The sequence below is a fragment of the Amycolatopsis sp. NPDC004747 genome, assembly GCF_053601335.1.
The window spans coordinates 1-21,373 of sequence record NZ_JBSGBQ010000051.1; the positions used below are offsets into that span (position 1 = coordinate 1).

Below are 21,373 nucleotides of genomic sequence, written 5' to 3' on the forward strand. Positions count from 1 at the left end.
CAGGGCGAGCCGGGACGGCGATCGGGGCGCGCGACGTCGCCGGGACAGCGCTCGGCGCCTGCTGGGGCCGTAAGGCGGGTTCTAACCCGCCTTACCACTCACGACTACCGCGGCAGGCCGGACACCCGCCAGGCTCCCGCGCGCGCCCGCAGGTCGCGCCCGCGCCACCCCGGGTCGCCCCACACCGACGGCCGGGGCGCCTCCGGCGGCCCCGCCGCGCCGGCCACCGCCAGCACCGCCACCAACGCGGCCAGCTCGGCGTCGGACGGACGGCCGTGCACCACCCGGATCGGTTCGGCTGCGGGCACCGGGAACACCTCCGTCAGATCGGCAGGTTGCCGTGTTTGCGGTCCGGGGACGGCTTGCGCTTGTCGCGCAGCATGGCCAGCCCGCGGGCCAGCGCCGCACGGGTCTCCGCCGGATCGATGATGTCGTCGACGAGCCCGCGCTCGGCCGCGTACTGGGGGTTCAGGAACTCCGCCGTGTACTCCGCCACCAGTTTCGCCCGCAGCGCCGCCGGGTCCGCGGCCTCCGCCAGTTCGCGGCGGTGCAGGACGTTCACCGCGCCCTCCGCGCCCATCACCGCGATCTGGTTGGTCGGCCAGGCCAGCGACAGGTCGCACCCGATCGACCGCGAGTCCATCACGATGTACGCGCCGCCGTAGGCCTTGCGCAGGATCACCTGGATCCGCGGGACCGTCGCCTCGCAGTAGGCGTGCAGCAGCTGCGCGCCCTGCCGGATGATGCCGCCGCGCTCCTGCTCCACGCCCGGCAGGAAGCCCGGGACGTCCACCAGGCTCACCAGCGGGATGCCGAACGCGTCGCAGAACCGGACGAACCGCGCGGCCTTCTGCGAGGCCGGCCCGTCCAGCACGCCGGCGAACACCACCGGCTGGTTGCCGACCAGGCCGACCACCCGGCCGTCGATCCGCGCCAGCGCGCAGAGCACGTTGCGCGCCCAGCCCTCGTGCAGCTCGAAGAACTCCCCGTCGTCGGCGACCTCCGCGAACACGTCCCGCATGTCGTAGGGCTGGTTCGGCTCCACCGGCACCAGATCCGCCAGCCGGGGCCGGTAGTCGTCCTTCGCGTTCGTCGCCGCCGTCGACGGCGGCGGGTCGAGGTAGTTCGACGGCAGCAGCGACACCAGGTACCGGACGTCGGCCAGGCAGCTCTCCTCGTCGTCGTGCACCACCGTCGCGACGCCGGACGCGGACCCGTGGACGTCCGCGCCGCCGAGTTCCTCGTGCGTGACGCGCCGTCCGGTCACGGCCTCGACGACGTCCGGGCCGGTCAGGTACATCCGCGCGGTGTCCCGCACCATGAACGTGAAGTCGGCCAGCGCGGGCGAGTACGCCGCGCCGCCCGCGCACGGCCCGAGGATCACGCTGATCTGCGGGATGACGCCGGAGGCCTCGACCTGGCGGCGGAAGATCCCGCCGTAGCCGTTGAGCGCGAGCACGCCCTCCTGGATCCGCGCGCCACCGCTGTCGTTGAGCCCGATCACCGGCGCGCCGTTGGCCACCGCGAGGTCGAGCACCTTGTGGATCTTCGCGGCGTGCGCCTCGCCGAGCGAGCCGCCGAACAGCGTGAAGTCCTGGGCGTAGACGAACACCCGCCGTCCGTCGATGGTGCCGGAGCCGGCGACCACGCCGTCGGTGTGCGGGCGGTTGCCCGCCAGGCCCGGCCCGCTCGCCTGGTGCCGCCGGTAGGGCTCGATCTCGGTGAAGGAGTCGTCGTCGAGCAGCAGGGCGAGCCGTTCGCGCGCGGTCAGCTTGCCCAGCGAGTGCTGCCGGCGGACGGCGTCGAGCCTGCCCTCGTGGATGTGCGCCCGCAGTTCTTCCCGGCGGCGCCGCAGCAGCGGCATGTCCGCGGGCGCGGGCCGGGCCTGGTCCGCGGCGCGGGCCAGCTCGATCACCTGGGCGTCGCCGGTCTCCCCCGGCCGGCCCAGCCGCCGCCGGCCGGCGCGGCCCGCGGAGACCCCGTCCGGGATCGGCACCACCTCGGCGTCGCCCGCGGGCTCCTGGCTTCCGCTCACGCGGCATCCCTCATCCGGGCACGCTCGTCCCGCTCGATCTCGGCGACGATGTCGGACCACACGATGCCGCGGCCCAGCCGGGGCATCGGGCGGACCGGCACGTCCACCGGCAGCCCGGTCGGGGCGGGGTCGGCGGCCAGCCGCACGGGCTGCTGGTCACCGGTGCCCGCGCGGGCGGCGTCGCTGGCGGTCATGGCAGGACCTCCTCGGTCGGGACGTGGGCCGGGACGGTCCCGGATCGGCCGGGACCGTCCGAACTGGACAGAGCAGGCAGCGCGGCCGCGCCGGCCTGCCGGTCGGTGAGGCGCCCGGTCGCGTGCAACCAGGCCACCGTGTCGCGCACGGTGTCGACGGCCGGCCGCGCCGGGACGCCGCCGGTGGGGGCGTCCGCGGCGACCGGGACGGCGGTCGCGCAGACGTAGAGCGCGCCGTACTGGGCCGGCACGTGCCACGGCCAGGCGCGCTGCAGCAGGTCGGCGGCCCGGCCGACCGGGAACATCGCCCGCGGCGGCAGGAACACCGCCGGCAGGGCCCGCCCGGTCGCGGCCCGGACCGCCGCCAGGTACTCGCGGGTGGCCAGGAAGTGCCCCGGCCCGAAGCACGCGGCCCCGGGTGTCCCGGTGGCGAACAGCTCCGCGTGCGCCGCCGCCGAGTCGCGGACGTCGCCGAGCGGCAGCCCGCGTCCCGGCCAGATCGGCATCAGCCCGCGCAGCAGGTCCCGCAGGCGCAGGTTCTGGTCGCCCAGGTGCGGGTCGTGCGGGCCGAGCAGCGCCGGCGGGTAGGTGACGGTGACCGGTGCGCCCTCGGCCCGGTGCCGCCGGGCGATCCGCTCGGCTTCGGCCTTCGACGCCAGGTAGGGCTCCCGCGGCGCGCCGACCGGGCTCGCCGTCCCGATCGACGGCGAGTCCGTCGGGTAGAGCGCGCCGACCGTGGAAACGTGCACGATCCGCCCGGTACCCGCCCGCCGGGCGGCATCGAGGACGACCTCGGTGCCGCCGGCGTTCACCCGCCACAGCTCGCCGCGCCGCCTGCTGTCGAAGGTGTAGACGCCCGCCGCGTGCAGCAGCGCGTCCGCCCCGGCGACCAGCCTGCCCGCCGCCGCGGCGTCCGTCACGTCGCCGACCTGGACGTCCACAGTGGACGCGTCGGCGCCGAGCGGCGCCAGCGCGCGGGCCACGCCGCTCGCGTCACGGGCGAGCAGCCGGACCCGGTGCCCGCGCCGCAGCAGCGCCGCGACCGTGTGGGCACCGAGGAAGCCGGTCCCGCCCGTGACCGCGATCAGCATGACCTTGCCTCCCTCAGGCCGCGCGGGCCCGGCCGTCGACGTGGTGGTAGCCGCCGCCGTAGAAGACGAGCGCGTGCTCACCGGTCCCCCGGCTGGTGGCCACCACCCGGCCCAGGAAGATCGAGTGGTCACCGCCCTCGAGCACCTGCGCCAGCTCGCACTCCAGCCAGGCCAGCGCGCCGAGCAGCAGCGGCGAGCCGGTCTTGCCGCCCGGCGTGTAGCCGACGGCCTCGAACTGGGCCATCCCGTCGGGACGGCGCCAGTCGGCGAAATACTTCGACGTCTCCTGCTGGTCCGCCGCGAGGATGTTCACCCCGAACGAGCCGGCGGTGACGATCGCCGCGTGCATCCTGGCCGCCTTGGACACGCAGCACAGCACCATCGGCGGTTCCAGCGAAACCGACGAGAAGGCGTTGGCGGTCATGCCGTGCGCGTCTTCCCCGCCCGCCGTCAGCACCGTCACCCCGGTCGCGAACTGCGCCATCACCTGGCGCAGTCCCGGCTGGGCCGACAGGCCGCGGCGGGCCGGTGAGGTCGGCAGCCGCTTCAGCACCGGCCGTTCCGAAGGCTCAGACTCGTAGCCCACTTCAGACTCCCTTGCCGTTGACCGCGGCCGTCGAATAGGGCACCAGTGCTTCGCGCAGCTGCTCGGGGACCCGCGACGGCACGGTGGCCGTGTTGGGGCCGCGCATGCAGGCGATGCGCTGCCGTCCCCGAGCCACCAGCACTTCGCCCTCCGCACGGAGGTGGACGTAGTCGAAGGCGAACTGGATCTGCGTCGAGGTGAGCTCCTCCAGCCGCAGCCGGATGGACAGCTCGTCGAACGCGGTGATCTCGGCGAAGAACTCGCACTCCACCTTGAGGGTGAAGAGCTTGAGGTCGTGCCGGACCTCCTCCAGCACCGCCGGCGCCTTTTCCTTGAGGAACATCTCGCGGCACCGGCCCTGCCAGCGCACGTAGTTCACGTAGTAGACGTTGCCCACCAGGTTGGTCTCTTCGAAGCCGACCGTGTGGCGGATCTCGTAGTAGTCGGACATCTTCAGTTCCCCTCTGCGTGGAGCACGGCGAAGACGATCGGGTCGGTCCGGTCGTTGACGGTGGTCGACCAGGTGGCGATCCGGGCGTTGCCGGAGGCGAGCAGCGCCCACCCGTCGGCGTCGACCTGGCGCACGGTCAGCGCCTGGGTCATCGAGCCGGTCTTGCGCACGCACTCCAGCGCGCTCCACACCCGGGTGTTGGCCACGCTGATCGGTTCCCCGGTGTCGGCGGCCAGCAGCCGGCCGAGCGCGAGGAGCTCTTCGCCGAGCAGGCCGGCCCAGTCCTCGTCGGTGCGTTCGATCGCCGTCTCGATGTCGCAGGCGACCTGGTCGGCGCCGGCGACCACGAGGGTCAGCTCCGAGGTGTGCGACGCGGTGACCTGGACGCCGTCGCACTCCGGCTTGCCGTCCGGGCGGTAGCGCACCTCGACCGGCTTGTCGAGCGCCCGGCCCGCGGCGAGCGCGGTCTGCGCCCTCCGCTCGGCGATGCCCTCCGCCGGCCGCCCGGCCGGGTCCGGCTCGAGCACGACCGACCGCGTCCCGCCGAGCAGCCGCTCACAGGCACGCTCCACATAGGACCCCAGCATCGAGGGGACCCACGGCCCGGCGCCGTCGCGCTTGCGGACCGCGCGCAGCTTCAGGCCTTCCCAGCGCTCGACCAGCGTCCCGTCCGGGTTGCGCACGTCCAGGTCGTAGCCGTAGCTGTCGCCGTCCTGGAAGCGTTCCTTCGCGTCCAGCAGGACGTACTCGGAGTGCTGACGGCCCGGCTCGGCGAGGTACAGCTTCTCGATGCCCTGCGGCAGCAGCGTCGCGTCGGGGACGCAGCACTGGATCGCGTGCATCATCGCGTCCCGGGTGCCGGGGTCGGCCAGCAGCCGCTCCTGCGGGAGGAACGGGGCGAACCAGGAGTGGTCGGCGCTGGTCGAGATCTCGGCGACCGCGTGCCGCGCGCTGGCCCGGCGGTAGCCCAGCACCCGCTGGAACCGCTTGCCCTGGAACAGCACCGAGCCGTACAGCTCGCTGATCGGCTCCACCGGCACCGGCGGCAGGGCGACGTCGCGCGGGACGCATTCGCCGATCCGGTCCGGCCGGGCGAAGCTCAGCCGCGCCTTGAAGTGGTCGGCGCTGAAGCCGGTCTCGTCACTGCGGATCACGACGTCCACGGTGTCGGCGTCGCGGGCCAGCGTGGCCAGCCGGACCGTGGTCGACCCGCCGGGCGAGACGATGATCGGCCGGAGGAACTCGACGTCGGAGAGCACCGGGGTGCCGGTGCGGTCCAGCGTCGCCGCCGCGGCCTGCGTCATGGCCTCCATGCCGAGCACCGCCGGGAACAGCAGCTGCCCGTCGAGCAGGTGGTCGGTCAGGTACGGGTCGGCACCGTCGGACAGGTCGGCCTCGGTGATCAGCTCGACGCCCGGGTAGTGCACGACCGCGCGGTCGACGAACCGGGTCAGCGGCAGCTCCCGCTTCTGGATCGGCAGCGTGGCCAGTCCCGACGTGCGGCCGCAGACCACCAGCACCGGCGGCGCGGCCGGGTCGGCCAGCACCTGGCGGAGGATGGTGATGCCCTCCTCGGTCGGGATCGGCGTGATGCCGTCGCGCATCAGGGCGCTGACCACGCCGAGCTTCTCGCCCATGCCGGTGCCCGACCAGACCGACCACTCCAGCGCGATCGCCCGCGCCTGCGGGTGCTCCTGGCCGAAGCGCAGGGTCAGCTCGGTCATCCAGTCGTTCGCCGTGGCGTAGTGCGCTTCACCGCGCAGGCCCGCCCGGCCGATGATGCTGCCGAAGGTGACCAGGAGCTTGATCCGGTCCTGGTCGACCGCGGCGAGCACCGCGTTCAGCCCGCCGATCTTCGGGGCGAGGGTCTTGCGGAAGCTGTCCTCGGTGAGGGAGAACAGGGCGGCCGGCTCGTTGCGGCCCGCGCCGTGGAGGATCGCCGTGACCGGGCCGAGCTCGGCCTCGACGCGGGCGACCGCCTCGGCGATCTGCGGGGCGCTGGTGACGTCGGCGCGCTCGTAGCGGTAGCGGATGCCCGCCGCCTCCATGCGGTCGAGGTTCTCCGCCAGCTCGGTGTCGGACTCCGGGTCACTGCGCCCGAGCAGGGCCAGCCGGGCGCCGGAGTCCTTGGCCAGCGCGAGCGCGCTCTCCGCCGTGATGCCCTTGCCGCCACCGGTGACGAGCAGGACGTCGGAGGAGTCCAGCGAGTCGCGGATCGGGCCGGGCTTCGGCGCGGGCAGCGCGGACAGCCGCGGCACCGTGCGGCCACCGTCGGCGCCGTAGCGGGCTTCGGTGAAGTCCGTGGTCGCGGCGACCTCGGCCACCACGGTGGTCACGGCCGAGGCGATCTCGCCCGCGTCCGACGGCGTCGGGTTCGCGAAGTCGATGATCGTCGTCTTCGCCGACGGGTCCTCGAGCCGCAGGGTGCGGGCGAGCCCGGCGGCGCCGTAGCCGTGGTGGACGACCACGAACCGCGTGCCGTTGGGGGCGGCCATGACCGCGCGGCCGGCGTCGAGGAACAGGCCGACGTGGCTGGAGTCGCAGTCCGCCGGCAGGCAGAGCAGCACCCCGTCACCGGCACCGGACTTGGCCAGCGCTGCCCGCAGCGGTTCGGCCAGCGGGTGCCGAGGCGTCGCGAAGACCTGCCACTCGGCGTTGCCGGCCCCCGGGGTGAGGTCCGCGGTGGGCCGCGGCGCGGGCACGTACTCGACCGCGAACGGCCGGACCCACGGCCCGACGCCCGGGGCCTCGCCGACCTGGGTGTCGGTCGGCTTCGCCGTCTGCGCCAGCTCGTCGATCATCTCGGCGAGCTCACCGAGGCACACCGTCGCGAAGTTCGGCATGCCTTCCAGCGCCGGACGGCCCAGCGCCCGGGTGACGTCGTTGACCAGCTGCCCGACCGTGATCGACGACAGGTGCAGGTCGTCGAGCGGGTGGGTGTCGGCGGTGACGGTCTCCAGCGGCAGCTCGACGCGCTCGGCGGCGAGCTTGCGCAGCAGGTCGAGCGTGGAACTGCCGTCGGTGTCGGCGGCGGCGTCCGCCTCGGCGGCCTGCGCCTTCTCCGCGGCCAGCTCGGCGGCCAGCTCGCTGTCGATCGACGGAGCCGCTTCGCAGGGGCTGGCGAGGAAGTTGAACTGGCCGTCGGCGGGCAGGGCCCGGACGACGCGGCCCTCGAACAGCGCCTCCACCGACAGCTGCGCGCCGAGCGCGAACGCCGCACCGACGACCCGCAGCAGCGCCTGCAGCGACGCGTTGTCCGTGTCGATCGCGAGCACCGGCGTCTCCGGGGCGATCTCCTCGAACAGCCCGGTCAGCACCCGGCCGGGGCCGACCTCGACCACCAGGTCGCTGCGCTCGGCCACCTTGGCGGCGGCCTCGCGGAAGCGGACCGGCAGCACGATCTGGTCGCGCAGCAGCTCGGGCAGGTTCTCCGCGGCGTGCAGGACGTCGCCGCTGACGGTGGAGACGACCGGCCGCTCCAGCCGCGAGAAGGTGAATTCGCCCAGCTGCTCGGTCATCGCGTTCGCGGCGGGCTCGACCGCCGGCGAGTGGAACGCGTGCGAGACCTTGATCCGGGTCGCACCGACGCCCTGGGCCTTGGCCCGGGCGACGATCCGGTCGATCGACGCGGCCGGGCCGGAGATCACGGTCTGCTCGGGCGCGTTGTAGCCGGCGATGACGACGTCGTCGCCGAGGCCGAGTTCTTCGACGCGGCCGGGCGAAGCGGCGATCCCGGCCATCGCGCCGGTCCCGTCGCCGGTCGTCGTGGCCATCACCTTGCCGCGGACCTTCGCCAGCTCGAGCAGCCCGCGCTCGTCGAGCGCGCCGCCCCAGTGCAGCGCGGTCAGCTCGCCGAGGCTGTGCCCGGTGGCGGTCGACGCCTCGATGCCGAACGAACGCAGCACCCGCAGCGCGGCCAGCGAACCGGTGACGATCCGGGGCTGCGCCACCTCGGTGGCGACCTGGTCGCCCGCGGCCGGCAGCGCGGCGGCGCGGTAGATCTCGTCGGCCACCGCGAACCGGCGGCGCAGCGCGCTGTCACCGCCGCGGCCGGAGCCCTGGCCGGGGAACAGGTAGCCGATCTTCGGCGCGGAGGTGCGGCTGCTCGCGAAGATGCCGTCGGCGCTTTCGAAGACCGAGTCACCCGATTCGAGCTGCTCGAGGAGCTTGGTGAGCTTCCGCTCCGCCTGCTCCGGGTTGCCCGCGACCACCGCGGCGCGCACCGGCTTGCCCGAAAGCTCCTTCGCCAGCGACCCGGCGAGGTCGGTCAGCTCGGCGAACGACAGCTTCGGCACGACCTCCAGCGCCGCCGCGATGTTCCCGCGCAGGGTCGCGACGTCGTCGGCGTCGAACAGCAGCAGCTCGGCGTCCTGCCGGCCGGCGACCAGCGTCCTGGCCCGCTCGTCGAGCTCGCGGCGGCGGGCCGCGGTCGGCGCCTCGGTGACCGTGACGTGGGAGTTGATGCCGCCGAAGCCCATCGCGGAGACACCCGCGCGGACCGGCTGGTCCACCGGCCAGAGCGCCGCGTCACGCGGGACGTACATCCGCGCCGACGTCCCGGTGAGCGACTCGTGGGGGTCGTAGTGCCCGGTGGCGGGCGGGATGACCTGGTGGTAGACCGCCAGGGTCGCCTTGATCAGGCCGGCGACACCCGCCGCGGCCTTCGTGTGGCCGATGTTGCCCTTGATCGTCGACAGCGCGGCCTGCTTGGCCAGCGGGTCGGCGTCGCGCCGGGCGGTGGACAGCGCCTCGATCTCGGTGGCGTCGCCGAGCGCGGTGCCGGTGCCGTGGCCCTCGAAGTAGGAGACGGTCTCGACGCCGTAGCCCGCGCGGTCGTAGGCGCGCTTGAGGGCCAGCCGGTGCCCGGCCGCCTCGGGCCGGGTGATGCCACCCTTGCCGTCGGAGGAGACGCCCCAGCCGCCGATGGATGCGTAGATCCGCTTGCCCTGCTCGAGCGCGTCGCTCTCGCGCATCAGGACCAGCATGCCCGAGCCCTCGCCGGGCCAGAAGCCGTTGGAGTCGGCGTCGTAGACCTTCATCTCGCGCTTGGCCAGCGCGCCGGTCTTCGCGAAGCCGATCACCTCGAACGGGTCGATCGAGAGGTCGACACCGCCGGCGATGGCGAGGTCGAGGTCGCCCTGGGCGAGCGCGTTGGCCGCGGTCACCACCGACAGCAGCGAGGACGAGCAGGCGCCGTCGACGGTGTAGCCGCCGCCGGCGAAGTCGAAGTAGTTGCAGACGCGGCCAGCGATGGTGTTCGCCAGGCCACCGGCGAGGGTGTCCTCGTTGATCTCCGGGAACGGCTCCTTGTACTGGACTTCGAGCTCACGCAGGAAGCTCGCGGTGTCCTCGTCCTCCCAGCCGCGGGCGGTCAGCGCCGCGGCGACCGTGCGGCGCACGTACGGCCAGCGCAGCCGCATGATGTTGGCGCGGGAGAACTCGCCGGTGAGGCTGTTGCCGATGACGACACCGGTGGTCGTCTTCGGGGCTCCGTCACCGTCGCCGAACCCGGCGTCCGCGAGCGCCTGCGCGGCGACCTCGAGGGCCAGCCAGTGCGTCGTGTCGGTCGCCCGGAACGTGCTGCCGGCGACCTTGTGCGCCACCCGGTCGAACTCGTAGTCCCGCAGCACGGCCGCCTTCTGCGCGTAGAAGCGGTCCGGCGCCTTGGGGTCGGGCGAGTAGTAGTCCGCCCGGTTCATCCGTTCGTCCGGGAGCCTGCGGAACGCCCGGCGCCCGGCCAGCACGTTTTCCCAGAGCTCCTCCGGAGAACTCGCGTCGGGGTACCGGAGACCGATACCGACGATCGAAATCCGCTCTACGCTCATGCCACCGCACTCCCACTGGCTCTCGAGCCCCGTATCACCGGAACCTTCAGGTCCCCGCTGTCCTCCGGAACGGGATCGGGGTCCCGCTCCGGTCTTCGGTCTTCGCCGCCGGGCGGTGCGCCTTCGCCACCACCCGGTGCCCGATCCGCCGGGCCGTCCGCTCCAGCATCTCCCGGGCGGTCCGGACCGTCTTCTCTCTTCCTGCCCGCGCGCCGCACCTGCGCACGCTCGGACATGCCGCCACTACTGTCTACAAAGGATTGTCAGACGCGGAACTGGCCGGGACGACGTCCTTCGCCCGCCGGCCCGCGGTAGGCCTGGGCGATGTCGAGCCACTGGTCGGCCAGCGTGCCCTTCGCCCGCACGTCGAGGTCGTAGCGGTGCCGCCGCCGGGTGACGAGCAGGCAGAAGTCCTCGGCGCTGCCGCTGATCCGCTGCTCGGCGTCGGCGGGCCCGAACGTCCAGAGCGCGCCCGACGGCGCGGTGAGCTCGAACCGGAACTCCTCCGACGGCGGCGTCAGGTTCCGCGCCTCGTAGCCGAAGTCGCGGACCCGCACGGCGAACCCGGCGAGGTGCCGGATCCGGTCGGTGCGCTCGGGGCGCACGCCCAGCGCGTCGGCGATGTCCTGGCCGTGCCCGAACAGCTCCATCATCCCGGCGCAGGCCAGCACGTACGGCGGCAGCGGGTTCACCAGCCACGGCACCAGCTGGTCGCCCGGCACGGCCGCGAGGGCCTTGATCCCGGCGTCCCGCTCGGCCCGCCAGCGCGTCAGCAGCACCTCGGCCGGGTCGTGGACGTACTCCTGCAGCGCGCCTTCTACCGCCTTTTCGAAGCCGACCGACGCAAGCGACTTCGTCATCGCCACGAACGCCTCCGGCTGCGCCGCCGACAGGCCGGCGATGCGGAAGATGAAGGCGAGGTGCCCGATCTGGTGCCGGACGCACCAGCCCGGCGCGGGGGTCGGCATGTCCCAGCCGTGCTCGGCGAGGCCCGCGACCAGCGCATCGACCTCCGCAGCCTCGGCGGTCAGGTCGGCGATCACGCCCCTGGTGTCAGTCACCCGTCTGTCCTTTCCCGGAATGCGACGTCTTTGCGTGGGCCGGCGGCCGCCGCGGGTGGCGGGTGGGGGAGCCACCGCGCGGCGCGGCCGCCGGCCGAGCGGGCCGGCCGCCGCGCGGGGCAGCGGCGCGAACCGGGTGGTGAGGGTGTGTCCCGGTGCTGCGCGCCCCGGCGGGGCCGTCCGACCTTTCGATCATCACCCGCGCCGACCTGCGCGGTCTTCTCTTCACGCGCGGTGCGCCAGCCGGTCACCGGCCGCCACGGCCGCGGTGAGAGCGGCCCACGAGACCAGCTCCACCAGGCCGCGATCGTCCGTCCTTTCCGGACGGACGGCGGCGACGTCCGCCGCGCCGATCCGGTACGCCGCCTTGGCGGTGAGCAGCGCCAGCCGTCCCGCGGCCCGCTCCTCCACCGGCAGCTCGCCGAGCACCGGCTCGAGCCAGGCCCGGCTCAGCCCGGGCGGTTTCCCGTCCCAGTCCTTGACTTCCCGGCGGACGAGGTCCCGCACGCGCGAGGGCACCGAGCGTTCCCCGGCCGCCTCCACGGCCGCCGTGGCGCGCGCGAAGGCGTCTTCGAGCGGGCCGGCCGGTGCGTCACCGGGCACGGCGGGCAGGAACCCCAGCGCCTCCCCGGCGGGCGGTGCGTCCCCCGGCTTGAGCAGGAAACCCAGCACCGCCTTGGCTTTCTCCCGCGCCCGCGGCGGCACCCGCTCCGGCAGCGGCGACGGGCCGAGGAACACGCTGACCACCCGGTTGAGGTAGTGGAACGCGACGGCCACCGCGGTGAACTCCGCCGCGGTGGCGGCGGGCACGTCCGCGGGCAGCGCGCCCTCGCCTCGCGCCCACAGCGCCAGGGCCCGCGTCTCGCGGTCCTGGATGGCGCCGGCGTCGCCGCCCTCGATGGCCGCGGCGGCGTCCGGCTCGCCCAGCGAGCCGAGCGCCATCCCGTGCACCTCGACGCAGTACGGGCACGAGTTCGCCGCCGACACCGCGGCCGCGACGACCTCCTTGTCCGCCCGGCTCCCGGTCCCGGCCGCGACCAGCGACTCCCGCAGCACCAGCCACGCCGCGGCGAGCACCTCGGGGGCCGCCGAGTGCAGCGCGATCGGCGGGGCGAGCATCCCGAAGTCCCGTTCCACCTGCCGGTAGACGTCCTTCACCAGCCCCCGCGCCTGCCGCGGCCGCACCACATCGACGTACTTCACCTCCCGCAGCGTCCGCCGCAACGCAACCCGCACCACTCCCGGCGCCATACTTCCTCCTCAAACCACCGAACTCACGTGCTGGCAAACGGAACTCGCGTGATCAGAGCCGTAACTCACGTGCTTGGAGCCGTACCGCGTCCGATCACGCGAGTTACGGCTTCAATCACGCGAGATCCGTCCCCGATCACGCGAGTTCGCTTTTGCGGTGCGTCAGTTTCCGGCGACCAGGTCCAGTTTGGAGACCGCGCGGCGGCCGGTGATCGAGCCGTCGGGGGCCGGGGCGCCGTACTTGACGTCGACGCCGCGGGCCTGCAGCTCCCGGACGATGCCCGGGATCGAACGCTCGGCCAGCGCGGCGATGGTCATCGCCGGGTTGACCGTCAACGCACCCGGCACCGACGCGCTGTCGGTGACGAAGATGCCCGGGTGGTTGCGCAGCTCGTGGTTCGGGTGCAGCGCGGACGTCGCCGGGTCGTCCCCGATCCGGCAGGACGCCAGCGGGTGCACCGTGTACGCCCCGACGACGTCGTTCGTCCAGGGGGCGACGCGAGCCAGGCCGTCCTTCTCGATGATCGCCTTGCAGTCCGCGTCCGCGAGCGCCCAGCCGTGGCGGGTGTTCTCGGTCGGGTCGTAGCGCAGCGAACCGCGGCCGAGCATCTGCTGCGAGATCCGGTAGGCGTTACCGGTCGGCGGCGGCGTGCCGAAGACGCCTTCGTTGTCGTCCTCGGTCATCAGGAAGATCGTCAGCCAGTTGGCCCACTGCTTGAGGATCTCCTTCTTCTCCGCCCCGAACCAGCGCGGCTCCTCGCCGCCGGGCACCTGGGCGAGGATGGTGCCCAGGCCCGGCGGGAAGTACAGCTGCTCCAGCGAGTACCGCTCGTACTCCGGCAGCGACCCGTCGAGCTTGTCCCAGTTCGCCACGGTCGGGCCCTTGCCGATGTGGTTGGCCGAGTACACCGGACCGTCCTCACGGGACAGTCCCAGCACCTCGCGGACGCGGTCCTCGTCGATGATCGCGGTGTTCAGCCGCTCGCCGTTGCCGGAGAAGTACCGGCCGACGCCGTGCGGCATCTCGCCCAGCGCCGCCTCCGAGCGCTGCAGGATCACCGGGGTGGCCCCGGCGCCGGCGGCGATGATGACGACCTTCGCCTCGATCACGCCGCTGCCGGTGTGGATCCGGTAGTCCTCGTCGTCGACGATGTCGAAGTGGACGCGGTAGCTGCCGTCCTCGGTGCGTTCGAGCCGCTGGACCTCGTGCAGCGGCCGGATCTGCGCGCCGTGTGACAGGGCCGCGGGCAGGTAGTTCGTCAGCATCGACCGCTTGGCGTCGAACTTGCAGCCCGCCATCATGAAGTTGCAGTTGACGCAGGTCGCGTTGTCGACGGCGACCGGCGCCGGGTTGGCGGTCCGCCCGGAGTGGTTGCAGGCCGCGGCCCACAGCCCACCGGCGTAGGAGACGTCGCTCCAGTCCTGTTTGGACACCGGGATCGACTCGTCGACGCGGTCGTACCACGGCTCCAGCGTGTCACGGGAAATGACCGAAGGCCACATCCGGCGCCCGATGCTGCCGTGGCGTTCGAAGACGAACCGGGGCGCCCGCGGCATCGCGGCGAAGTACACCACGCTGCCGCCGCCGACGCAGTTGCCGCCGAGCACGCTCATCCCGTCGCCGACGACGAAGTCGAACGCGCGGGTGTAGGACGAGCCGAGCAGGTAGTCGTGCTCGAAGTCGTCGGCCGCCAGCCACGGCCCGCGCTCCAGCACGGTCACCTTGGCCCCGCCGGCGGCGAGGTGGTAGGCCGGGATGGACCCGCCGAAACCACTGCCGACGATGACGACGTCGGTCTTGTCGATGGCACTCATGCCGGGCTCCCGGAGGCAGTCGTGTCGGGGTGGAGTTCGGCCAGCTTGCGGCCGTAGCCGTACTTCGGGAACCGCCAGAACCCGTCCGCGTCCGGCGGCGTGTACCCCAGCGCCAGCAGGCCGGGGTGGCCGTCGCGGATGGCTTCGGCGGTGTGCAGGTGCGCGGCGCTGTCGAAGGCCATGTTGCAGAACAGCGCGAGGCTGACCCAGCCGTCCTTCTCCGGGTGCCCCGGCGTGGTCAGCCGGTTGACCAGCTCGCGGCGGTGCTCGTACGGCAGCGCGACGAACGGCGGGACGTCGTGGTCGAGCTCCAGCTCCACCTCGCCCGCGTAGGCCTTCGCGTGGTCGTTGAGCGACTGCGCGAGGTAGGGCAGCCCGGCCGTGACGCCGGTCGCGTCGAAGTTCAGCAGGTCGAGCGCGCCCGCCGCCACCGAGCCGGGGCCGGGCGCGGCCCCGGCGATCGCCCGGTCCTCGGGGGACCGCTTCTCCCCCGGGACGATCGTGTCCGCGTAGGCCTCGAGGGTCATGTTCTTGAAGCGTTCTTCTTCGGTGGCCTCGGCTTGCACCGGCCTACCTCCTCATCGAAATGTCCACAGTGAACTCAGGCGGCTTCGGACCGCCGCAGCCGTTCCCGGCGGTGCACCGTCATCGGCAGCCCGCCGCGCACCCGCAGCGAGAGCATCGCCTCGGGTTCGACGACCTTGCCCGGCACCTTGCGCAGCTCCAGGTCGCGCGCGGCCATGGCGAGCACGAACACCGCCTCCATCACCCCGAGGCTGTTGCCGATGCAGAACCTCGGCCCGGCCCCGAAGGGCAGGTAGGCGTACCGCGGCGGCCGCTCCGCGGCGGTGAACCGCCCCGGGTCGAAGCGCTCCGGGTCGGTCCAGAACTCCGGGTGCCGGTGCAGCGTGTAGGGCACGACGACGACGTCGGAGCCGGCCGGCACGTGGTACCCGCCGATCTCGTCGTCGGCCTGGGCGATCCGCGGCAGCAGCCACACCGGCGGGTACAGCCGCATGACCTCCTCGACCACCGCGACGGTGAAGGTCAGCTTCCGCAGGTCCTCGTGCTCGGGCAGCCGGTCGCCGAGCACCTCGGCGGCCTCGGCGTGCAGCCGCTCGCCGACCTCGGGGTGCTCGTCGATCAGGTGGAACGCCCACCCGAGCGTGCTCGCCGTGGTCTCGTGGCCGGCCAGCAGCAGGGTGATGAGCTCGTCGCGCATCCGCTCGCGCGTCGCGCCCTGCTCGGACCCGGACGCGATCAGCCGGGACAGCACGTCCTCGCCGTTCTCGACCGGGTTCGCCAGCCGCTGCTCGACGAGCTCGTCGGCGATCCGGCGCAGGTCGTCGCGGGCGGTGCGGAAGTGCAGCTGCTTCTTGAGCGGTACCCACTGCGGGACCATGCTCAGCGTGACCGCCTCGAACATGGCCTGGTCCTGCACGGCTTCGAACGAGTGACCCAGCGTCTCGTAGCCGCCGAGCTCGGCGTCGAGCAGCGTCTTGCCGAGCACGCCGAGGGTCAGCCCGGTCATCTCGTGCAGGATCTCGACCGGGCCGTCGTGCGCGGCCAGCCGCTTGACCAGACCGTCCACTTCGGACGCGACCACGGCGGCCTGCCGCGAGATCCGCTTGGGCTGGAACACCGGCTGGATGGTCCGGCGCTGCTTCTTCCAGGTGTCCCCGTCGCTGGTCAGCAGGCCGTCGCCGAGTGCGCGGCGGGCCTCCTGCAGGCCGATCCCCTTGTGGTAGTTCGCCGCGTTGTCCGCGAGCACGTGCTTGGCCAGGTCGGGGTGGTTGACCAGGTACATCGCCTTCGGTCCGATGGCGATGCGGACGACGTCGCCGTAGGTCTCGGCGTTGTCGCCCATGAGCGCGAGCCGGTCGGTGAAGAGCTGCTTCAGCAACCGGAACGTCGCCCGGCGCGGCGGCCCGGGCGGCGCGGTGCGCGCCGCCCGGGCCTCGTCCGAAGGACCGGTCATGCCGCGACAGCCCCGGGCTTCTCGTCGCCGGACGGCGGTGCCGACGCGAGTTCCAGCTTGGCCTTCTGCGCGGCCTGGTCGGCCTCGAACCTGATCCGGGCCTTGTTCGAGAAGTGCAGGCCCCACAGGAACATCCCGCGGATCAGGCAGACGGTCGCGGTGGCCAGGAACAGCCCGTAGGCCACGTGCACGGCGGTGAAGAAGCCGTACGCGAGCGCCACGCCGGACCCGAAGAGGAACTGCGAAGCCGGCTTCGACGGCGACGTGCCCGGGTCGGTCACCATGTAGTTGGTGTAGAGCACGAACGCGACGCCGGTGCCCATCGCCAGCGCGCCGGGGATCGACGTGCCGAAGAGCCAGCCGCGGACGAAGGCCTGGACGACGAAGAAGCTCAGCCAGCCCGCGATCAGCCACATCCGGTTGGTCAGCATCGCGTTGAGCACCGTGCCCGACGCGAGGATGATGCCGACGATCAGCCAGCCGCCCCAGGTGGGGATCTGCTCGGTGAAGTGGTACGGCGGGGCGATGCTGGCCCACGGGAACACGAGCAGGATGATCGTGATGCCGAAGTTCGACGGGTTCATGTAGTGCCGCATGCGGCCGTACACCGGCGCCTGCAGGATCCACTTGGTGCCGACCGCGACGGCGACACCGAACATCATCACCAGGATCTGGTCGTTGACGTAGGTCAGCATGTTGAGGGCCAGGCCGGTGATGTGCGCCGGCAGGAGGAACTCCGCCAGGCCCTTGAACCCGTTGCCGCGGAACCGGACGGCGCGGTGCGTGACGCGGGCGTTGATGATCTCGAGGGCGATCTCCGTGGTGTACGCGGTCGCCAGCGCGACGAACGGGTACAGCCACGGCTGCTCGAAGCCGAGCACGGTGTAGCCGACGATGTTGAAGATCGTGATCGAGATCGCGAAGCGCCGCAACGCGGTGATGACCTTGTTGGTCCGCTTCGGCGGCGCACTGTCCACCTTGGTCAGAGTCGGGGTGGTCATGTCACATCGCTTCCTTCGCCGTGGAGCCGAGCTGGTACATGTGGCAACCGGGTTCGAGCTTCAGGTTCTGCGTCCGCAGCTGCCCGTCCCGGTCGCGCCACTGCAGGTGCACGTCGAGCGGGCCCTTGACGTCGTGCCCGAGGCCGATCTGGACGTCGAAGCTGCGCCGTCCGGCCTCACCGCTGCTGCCGTCGACCCGGCCGAGGTACTTCTTGCCGTCCGAGGTCGTCACGGTGACCTGGGCGCCGATCGCGGGCGTGCCGGCCGCGGGCAGCGGGCCGGGCGCCACCGGGGCGTCGGTGCTCAGCTTCAGCTGCAGGTACTTGCCGGGGTTCGGGCTGTCGTTGTGGTAGAAGATCGGCTGCTCCCACTGCCGCGCCACGGCGAACTCGGGCAGGCCGTCGCCGTCGGTGTCACCGACCGCGATGCCACGGGTGGGCACCGGCACCGCCAGGCCGAGCTTCGGCGCGAGGTCGGCGTACCGGCCGTCGGCGCTCTTCACGAAGAAGTGCAGCGTCTGGTCGCCACCGATGTCGTCACCGGCCTTGGCGTTCGGCCACCACAGCGGGTTGGACAGCAGGCCGTCGTGCGCGGTGGCGATCTCCTGGAGGTTCGGCCAGCGGTTGACCTGGCCCTTGACGAACCCGGTCGCCTGCGCGATCTGGTTCTCGCCGCTGTTGTTGAAGTCCTGGATCTTGACGTCCCAGCCCCAGCCGGACCACGCCGTGCCGTGCTCGGCGCTGTCGTCGTGGAACGGCGCGACGCCGTCCTTCAGCTGCTTGGTCAGGTCCGCGGTGTCCTTGGCCTTGTTCATGAACTGGAAGTTCGACTCCTCGATGCCCCACGACGTCGTGATGTTGCTGACGAACATGTCGTAGAGGCCGTCGTGGTTCAGGTCGCCGAAGTCGACGCCCATGCCCTTGAAGGAGTCGTGGCCCAGCACCTTCGACTTCGGGTCGTCGATCCCGCGGACGCCGGCGACCTCGGCGAGCTCGATCTTGCCCGGCGTCGACTTGTTGTACAGCAGGTGGTCGTGGCCGAAGTCGTTGGCGATGTAGAGCTCCGGCAGGTTGTCGCCGTCGATGTCGGTGGCACTGGAGGCCAGCGTCCAGCCGAAGCGCGCGCTCTCCGGGATGCCCTGGGAGGCGTCGACGTACTTGGCGCTCGGGTCCGCCCCGGAGGTGGCCCCGGTCCAGCGGTAGATGTACTTTTCGCCCGAGTTCACCGCGTGCGACATCGACTGGTTCAGCGTGATGCCGCCGTCGGCGGTCGGGTCCAGGACCTTGCTGTCCGGGAAGTAGTTCCCGACGAAGACGTCGACGTGCCCGTCGCCGTCGAAGTCGCCGATGGTCACGGAGTCGGTGTTCCACAGCGGGCCGCTGTACTTGCCGTCGGCGCCGCGGTGGTTGCCCGCCACCAGCTCGGTCGGCTGGAACGCCGAGGCGTCGAACTTGGTGGCGGTGGCCTTCTGCAGGAACAGGACCGGGGTGCGGCCCCAGTAGTAGGCCAGGATGTCGGTCCGGCCGTCTTCGTTGTAGTCACCGGGGACGCAGCCCATCGGGGCCATGTAGTCCCACGTCGGCAGGGCCGGCGCCGGGTCGAGCGCGAAGGGGGCGTAGCGCGGGCCCGAGTCCGGCGTCGGCGTGACGACGACCTGGTCGCTGCGCGGGTCGACGAGGCAGAGGTCGTTGGGCTTGCCGCTGCCGCTGATGTCGTTGATGGCGATCGCGGCACCGACCGAGGAGATCCAGGCCGCGATCTTCTCGTACTCCTTGTTCACCGTCCGGATCGACTGCGACTTCGTCGCCGCGGGCAGCGCGATCGTCATCGGGGTGAAGTGGAACTTGTCCGCCATCGTGTCCTGCTCGGCGGCCGAGACACTGGGCAGGCGCGCGACCAGGAACAGGCCGAGGATCAGCGCCAGCGCCACGATGCCCGCCAGCTGCCTGCGCAGCCAGCCGAAGGTCGCGGTCATTTGTTCTTCCCTCCGTGGGTCAGCACTTCTTCGGCGATCCGCTGCCGCCAGGTTTCGAACGCCGGGACGTCGTCACCGTCGACGACGACGGCCGGCCGGACCTCTTGGGTGATGGCCGCGGCGCGTTCGGCGGACATGCCGCAGATCGCGCGGGCCGCCATCTCGGTCTCCGGGATCATCAGGCCCGAGCGCACCCGGCACTCGGAGGCGAAGGCGCTGCCCTGCGCCAGCTGCCCGTGGTGGATCCCGGCGCGGTCGACCAGCTCCGCCAGCTCGTCGGCGGTGACGCCGCACGCGTAGGTCGAGGCCAGCCCCACCCCGGCGTACAGGTCGCCGTGGCGGGACTCGGGGAACTCTTCGATCGTCTTGGCGACCAGTTCGACGTCGGTGCCGCAGATGAACCACAGCGCGCGGCCGATGCCCTGGTCGATGGCCCGCAGCGCGTAGCCGTCGTAGCGCCGGTCGGGCCAGGAGAAGCCCGGCTCCTGGTACTGCTGCTTGATGTAGGAGTCGGTCTTGAAGTACGCCTGGTGGAACCCGTACCCGTCCAGGACCAGCCAGCGCAGCAGCGGGTCGAAGGCCGAGGCCTTCGGCCAGGCGAACCGCGGGAGCCGGCACATGGCCCAGCCGACCCCGACGTAGATGATGTAGTCGTGCTTCTCGCCGGGGCCGGCCAGGAAGTCGGCGACGTTCGTGCTCTTGCCGAACGGCAGCCCGTCGAGCACGCCGTAGCCCATTCCCGCGCCTTCGTAGGCGAACCCGCGGAATTGCGTCGGGATCTCTTCGAGCCATTCTTCGGCTTGCTCGACCGAACGCGCTTCGACCGCGTGCGCGTACCCGAGGAGGAATTTCTCGCCGACCGTCTCGAGCCGTTCTTGAGCGGCTGGGCTCTTCCGGTGGAAACCCCGCTTCTCCAGCGTAGTCTCCGAGACATCTGGTGTCAGGATACGGCGTCTGAGCGCACGCCAACCATTGCCCAACGCACTCTCCCCCTTACGGGTCGGATGGTCCGGATCTTCCCTTATACGGTCACAGATTCGCTGGTCAGCGCTCTACTCCACGTTTGCGTGCAGATCGGCGCGCGAATGCGGAATCGGTCTCAGCCCGCCTGGCGCCGGGCGGTGGGGGCGAATTCGTCCCGGATCCGCTGGCGCCACAGTTCGTAGGCCGGGTCCGGCCCGTCCTCGCCGTCGGCCCGCTCGGTGCGGTCCGCGAGGTTCTGCGCGCCCTGCACCGACAGGTCGGTGAGCACACCGGCCGCGAGGTGGGTGTGGGCCGGGACGTAGGAGGAGTAGGTGCGGGCCTTCACCGCGAAGATCACGCCCAGCGCGAGTTCGTCGTAGTACTCCCCGGCCAGCCGGCGCAGCTTGCCGAGGCCGGGCTGGTCGCTGCCGCCGGCGAAGGTCGCCGCGAGCCCCACCCCGCTCCACAGGTCCGCCCGCCGGTGCTCGGGGAACTTCCCGACCGCGGCCGCCGCGGCCTCGGGGTTGCCGCCGTTGATGAACCACAGCGCGCGGCCGACCCCCTGGTCGAAGGCGCGGCCGAAGTACTCCGGACGGCCCGCCCAGGGGTAGGGCACCGGGTCGGCCTGTTCGCCGACCCACTTGTCCGTGTCGAAGTAGGCGCGGTCGAAGCCGTAGCCGTCGACGGCGAGCCAGCTCATCACCGGGTGGTAGGCCACCCCGGTCAGCTCGGGCAGGATGTTCTTCCACAGTGGACGCGGCAGCCGCGCCATGGCGAAGCCGATCCCGATGTAGGTGAGGAAGATGTGCGGGCGGCCCGGCCCTTCGAGCAGCTCGCGCGTGCGGTCCCGGCCACCGCCGGGCATGGCGTCGAGGATCGTGTAGCCCATTGTGGCGCCCTCGTAGGCGAACCCGCGCTGCTCCGGCTCGATCAGCGCCAGCCGGCGCTCGATCTCCCAAAGCGATGCGCCTTCGATGGCCCATTCGAACCCGCACACCACCGCCTGCGGCACCGCCTCCAGCCGGGCCGTCGCATCGGTGTGGGTGACCGGGAAGCCGCGTTCGGCGAACCCGACCGAGGCGAGCGAAGGAGCGAGGAACCGCTTGCGGAGGACTCCGATGACGGTCGACATCGTGGTGATCCTTAC

At 72.2% G+C, this 21,373-nt stretch carries 16 protein-coding genes; all 16 read right to left on the reverse strand.

Features of this window, described 5'->3' with window-relative positions; genetic code table 11:
- Positions 1 to 104: 104 nt before the first annotated feature.
- A complete protein-coding gene (locus ACWEGE_RS44160; protein ID WP_449666494.1) occupies positions 105 to 308 on the reverse strand; it encodes an acyl-CoA carboxylase epsilon subunit in 204 nt (67 codons plus the stop codon).
- 14 nt (positions 309 to 322) lie between these two features.
- On the reverse strand, positions 323 to 1,864 hold the full coding sequence (locus ACWEGE_RS44165) for an acyl-CoA carboxylase subunit beta (RefSeq protein ID WP_449666532.1): 1,542 nt from the start codon (positions 1,862 to 1,864) through the stop codon (positions 323 to 325).
- 167 nt (positions 1,865 to 2,031) lie between these two features.
- A complete protein-coding gene (locus ACWEGE_RS44170) occupies positions 2,032 to 2,229 on the reverse strand; it encodes a DUF6222 family protein (RefSeq protein ID WP_449666495.1) in 198 nt (65 codons plus the stop codon).
- Positions 2,226 to 3,320, reverse strand: coding sequence for an SDR family NAD(P)-dependent oxidoreductase (locus ACWEGE_RS44175; RefSeq protein ID WP_449666496.1), 1,095 nt, complete (start codon positions 3,318 to 3,320; stop codon positions 2,226 to 2,228). Before ACWEGE_RS44175 ends, ACWEGE_RS44170 begins: the two co-directional genes overlap by 4 nt.
- A 13-nt stretch (positions 3,321 to 3,333) precedes the next feature.
- Positions 3,334 to 3,906: a flavin reductase family protein gene (locus tag ACWEGE_RS44180; protein ID WP_449666497.1), complete on the reverse strand. Its 573-nt coding sequence runs from the start codon at positions 3,904 to 3,906 to the stop codon at positions 3,334 to 3,336.
- Between the two features lies 1 nt (position 3,907).
- Complete coding sequence (locus tag ACWEGE_RS44185; protein WP_308674455.1) at positions 3,908 to 4,357, reverse strand: acyl-CoA thioesterase; 450 nt, start codon at positions 4,355 to 4,357, stop codon at positions 3,908 to 3,910.
- A gap of 2 nt (positions 4,358 to 4,359) precedes the next feature.
- Positions 4,360 to 10,182, reverse strand: coding sequence for a type I polyketide synthase (locus ACWEGE_RS44190; protein ID WP_449666498.1), 5,823 nt, complete (start codon positions 10,180 to 10,182; stop codon positions 4,360 to 4,362).
- Positions 10,183 to 10,445: 263 nt separating this feature from the next.
- Complete coding sequence (locus ACWEGE_RS44195; protein WP_449666499.1) at positions 10,446 to 11,243, reverse strand: TIGR03084 family metal-binding protein; 798 nt, start codon at positions 11,241 to 11,243, stop codon at positions 10,446 to 10,448.
- Positions 11,244 to 11,468: 225 nt separating this feature from the next.
- A complete protein-coding gene (locus ACWEGE_RS44200; protein ID WP_449666500.1) occupies positions 11,469 to 12,494 on the reverse strand; it encodes a carboxymuconolactone decarboxylase family protein in 1,026 nt (341 codons plus the stop codon).
- A 162-nt stretch (positions 12,495 to 12,656) separates the two neighbouring features.
- On the reverse strand, positions 12,657 to 14,309 hold the full coding sequence (locus ACWEGE_RS44205; protein WP_449666501.1) for a GMC family oxidoreductase N-terminal domain-containing protein: 1,653 nt from the start codon (positions 14,307 to 14,309) through the stop codon (positions 12,657 to 12,659).
- On the reverse strand, positions 14,306 to 14,875 hold the full coding sequence (locus ACWEGE_RS44210) for a DUF5987 family protein (RefSeq protein ID WP_449666502.1): 570 nt from the start codon (positions 14,873 to 14,875) through the stop codon (positions 14,306 to 14,308). Before ACWEGE_RS44210 ends, ACWEGE_RS44205 begins: the two co-directional genes overlap by 4 nt.
- 35 nt (positions 14,876 to 14,910) lie before the next feature.
- Positions 14,911 to 16,287 (reverse strand): cytochrome P450, encoded by a 1,377-nt coding sequence (locus ACWEGE_RS44215; protein ID WP_449666503.1) that lies wholly within the window; start codon positions 16,285 to 16,287, stop codon positions 14,911 to 14,913.
- Positions 16,284 to 17,288: an enediyne biosynthesis protein gene (locus ACWEGE_RS44220; RefSeq protein ID WP_449666504.1), complete on the reverse strand. Its 1,005-nt coding sequence runs from the start codon at positions 17,286 to 17,288 to the stop codon at positions 16,284 to 16,286. Before ACWEGE_RS44220 ends, ACWEGE_RS44215 begins: the two co-directional genes overlap by 4 nt.
- Before the next feature lies 1 nt (position 17,289).
- Entirely contained in the window at positions 17,290 to 19,263 is a 1,974-nt protein-coding gene (locus ACWEGE_RS44225) for a CRTAC1 family protein (RefSeq protein WP_449666505.1), read from the reverse strand.
- On the reverse strand, positions 19,260 to 20,243 hold the full coding sequence (locus ACWEGE_RS44230; protein ID WP_449666506.1) for a DUF1702 family protein: 984 nt from the start codon (positions 20,241 to 20,243) through the stop codon (positions 19,260 to 19,262). Before ACWEGE_RS44230 ends, ACWEGE_RS44225 begins: the two co-directional genes overlap by 4 nt.
- 119 nt (positions 20,244 to 20,362) lie before the next feature.
- Positions 20,363 to 21,358 (reverse strand): DUF1702 family protein, encoded by a 996-nt coding sequence (locus ACWEGE_RS44235; RefSeq protein WP_449666507.1) that lies wholly within the window; start codon positions 21,356 to 21,358, stop codon positions 20,363 to 20,365.
- Between the last annotated feature and the right edge of the window lie 15 nt (positions 21,359 to 21,373).

What these genes read in the sequence shown, in the direction of transcription:
- ACWEGE_RS44165 (WP_449666532.1), bottom strand. Translation starts at nt 1,864, where the DNA reads ATGCCGCTGCTGCGGCGCCGCCGGGAAGAACTGCGGGCGCACATCCAC.
- ACWEGE_RS44170 (WP_449666495.1), bottom strand. Translation starts at nt 2,229, where the DNA reads ATGACCGCCAGCGACGCCGCCCGCGCGGGCACCGGTGACCAGCAGCCC.
- ACWEGE_RS44175 (WP_449666496.1), bottom strand. Translation starts at nt 3,320, where the DNA reads ATGCTGATCGCGGTCACGGGCGGGACCGGCTTCCTCGGTGCCCACACG.
- ACWEGE_RS44185 (WP_308674455.1), bottom strand. Translation starts at nt 4,357, where the DNA reads ATGTCCGACTACTACGAGATCCGCCACACGGTCGGCTTCGAAGAGACC.
- ACWEGE_RS44190 (WP_449666498.1), bottom strand. Translation starts at nt 10,182, where the DNA reads ATGAGCGTAGAGCGGATTTCGATCGTCGGTATCGGTCTCCGGTACCCC.
- ACWEGE_RS44200 (WP_449666500.1), bottom strand. Translation starts at nt 12,494, where the DNA reads ATGGCGCCGGGAGTGGTGCGGGTTGCGTTGCGGCGGACGCTGCGGGAG.
- ACWEGE_RS44205 (WP_449666501.1), bottom strand. Translation starts at nt 14,309, where the DNA reads ATGAGTGCCATCGACAAGACCGACGTCGTCATCGTCGGCAGTGGTTTC.
- ACWEGE_RS44215 (WP_449666503.1), bottom strand. Translation starts at nt 16,287, where the DNA reads ATGACCGGTCCTTCGGACGAGGCCCGGGCGGCGCGCACCGCGCCGCCC.
- ACWEGE_RS44220 (WP_449666504.1), bottom strand. Translation starts at nt 17,288, where the DNA reads ATGACCACCCCGACTCTGACCAAGGTGGACAGTGCGCCGCCGAAGCGG.
- ACWEGE_RS44225 (WP_449666505.1), bottom strand. Translation starts at nt 19,263, where the DNA reads ATGACCGCGACCTTCGGCTGGCTGCGCAGGCAGCTGGCGGGCATCGTG.
- ACWEGE_RS44235 (WP_449666507.1), bottom strand. Translation starts at nt 21,358, where the DNA reads ATGTCGACCGTCATCGGAGTCCTCCGCAAGCGGTTCCTCGCTCCTTCG.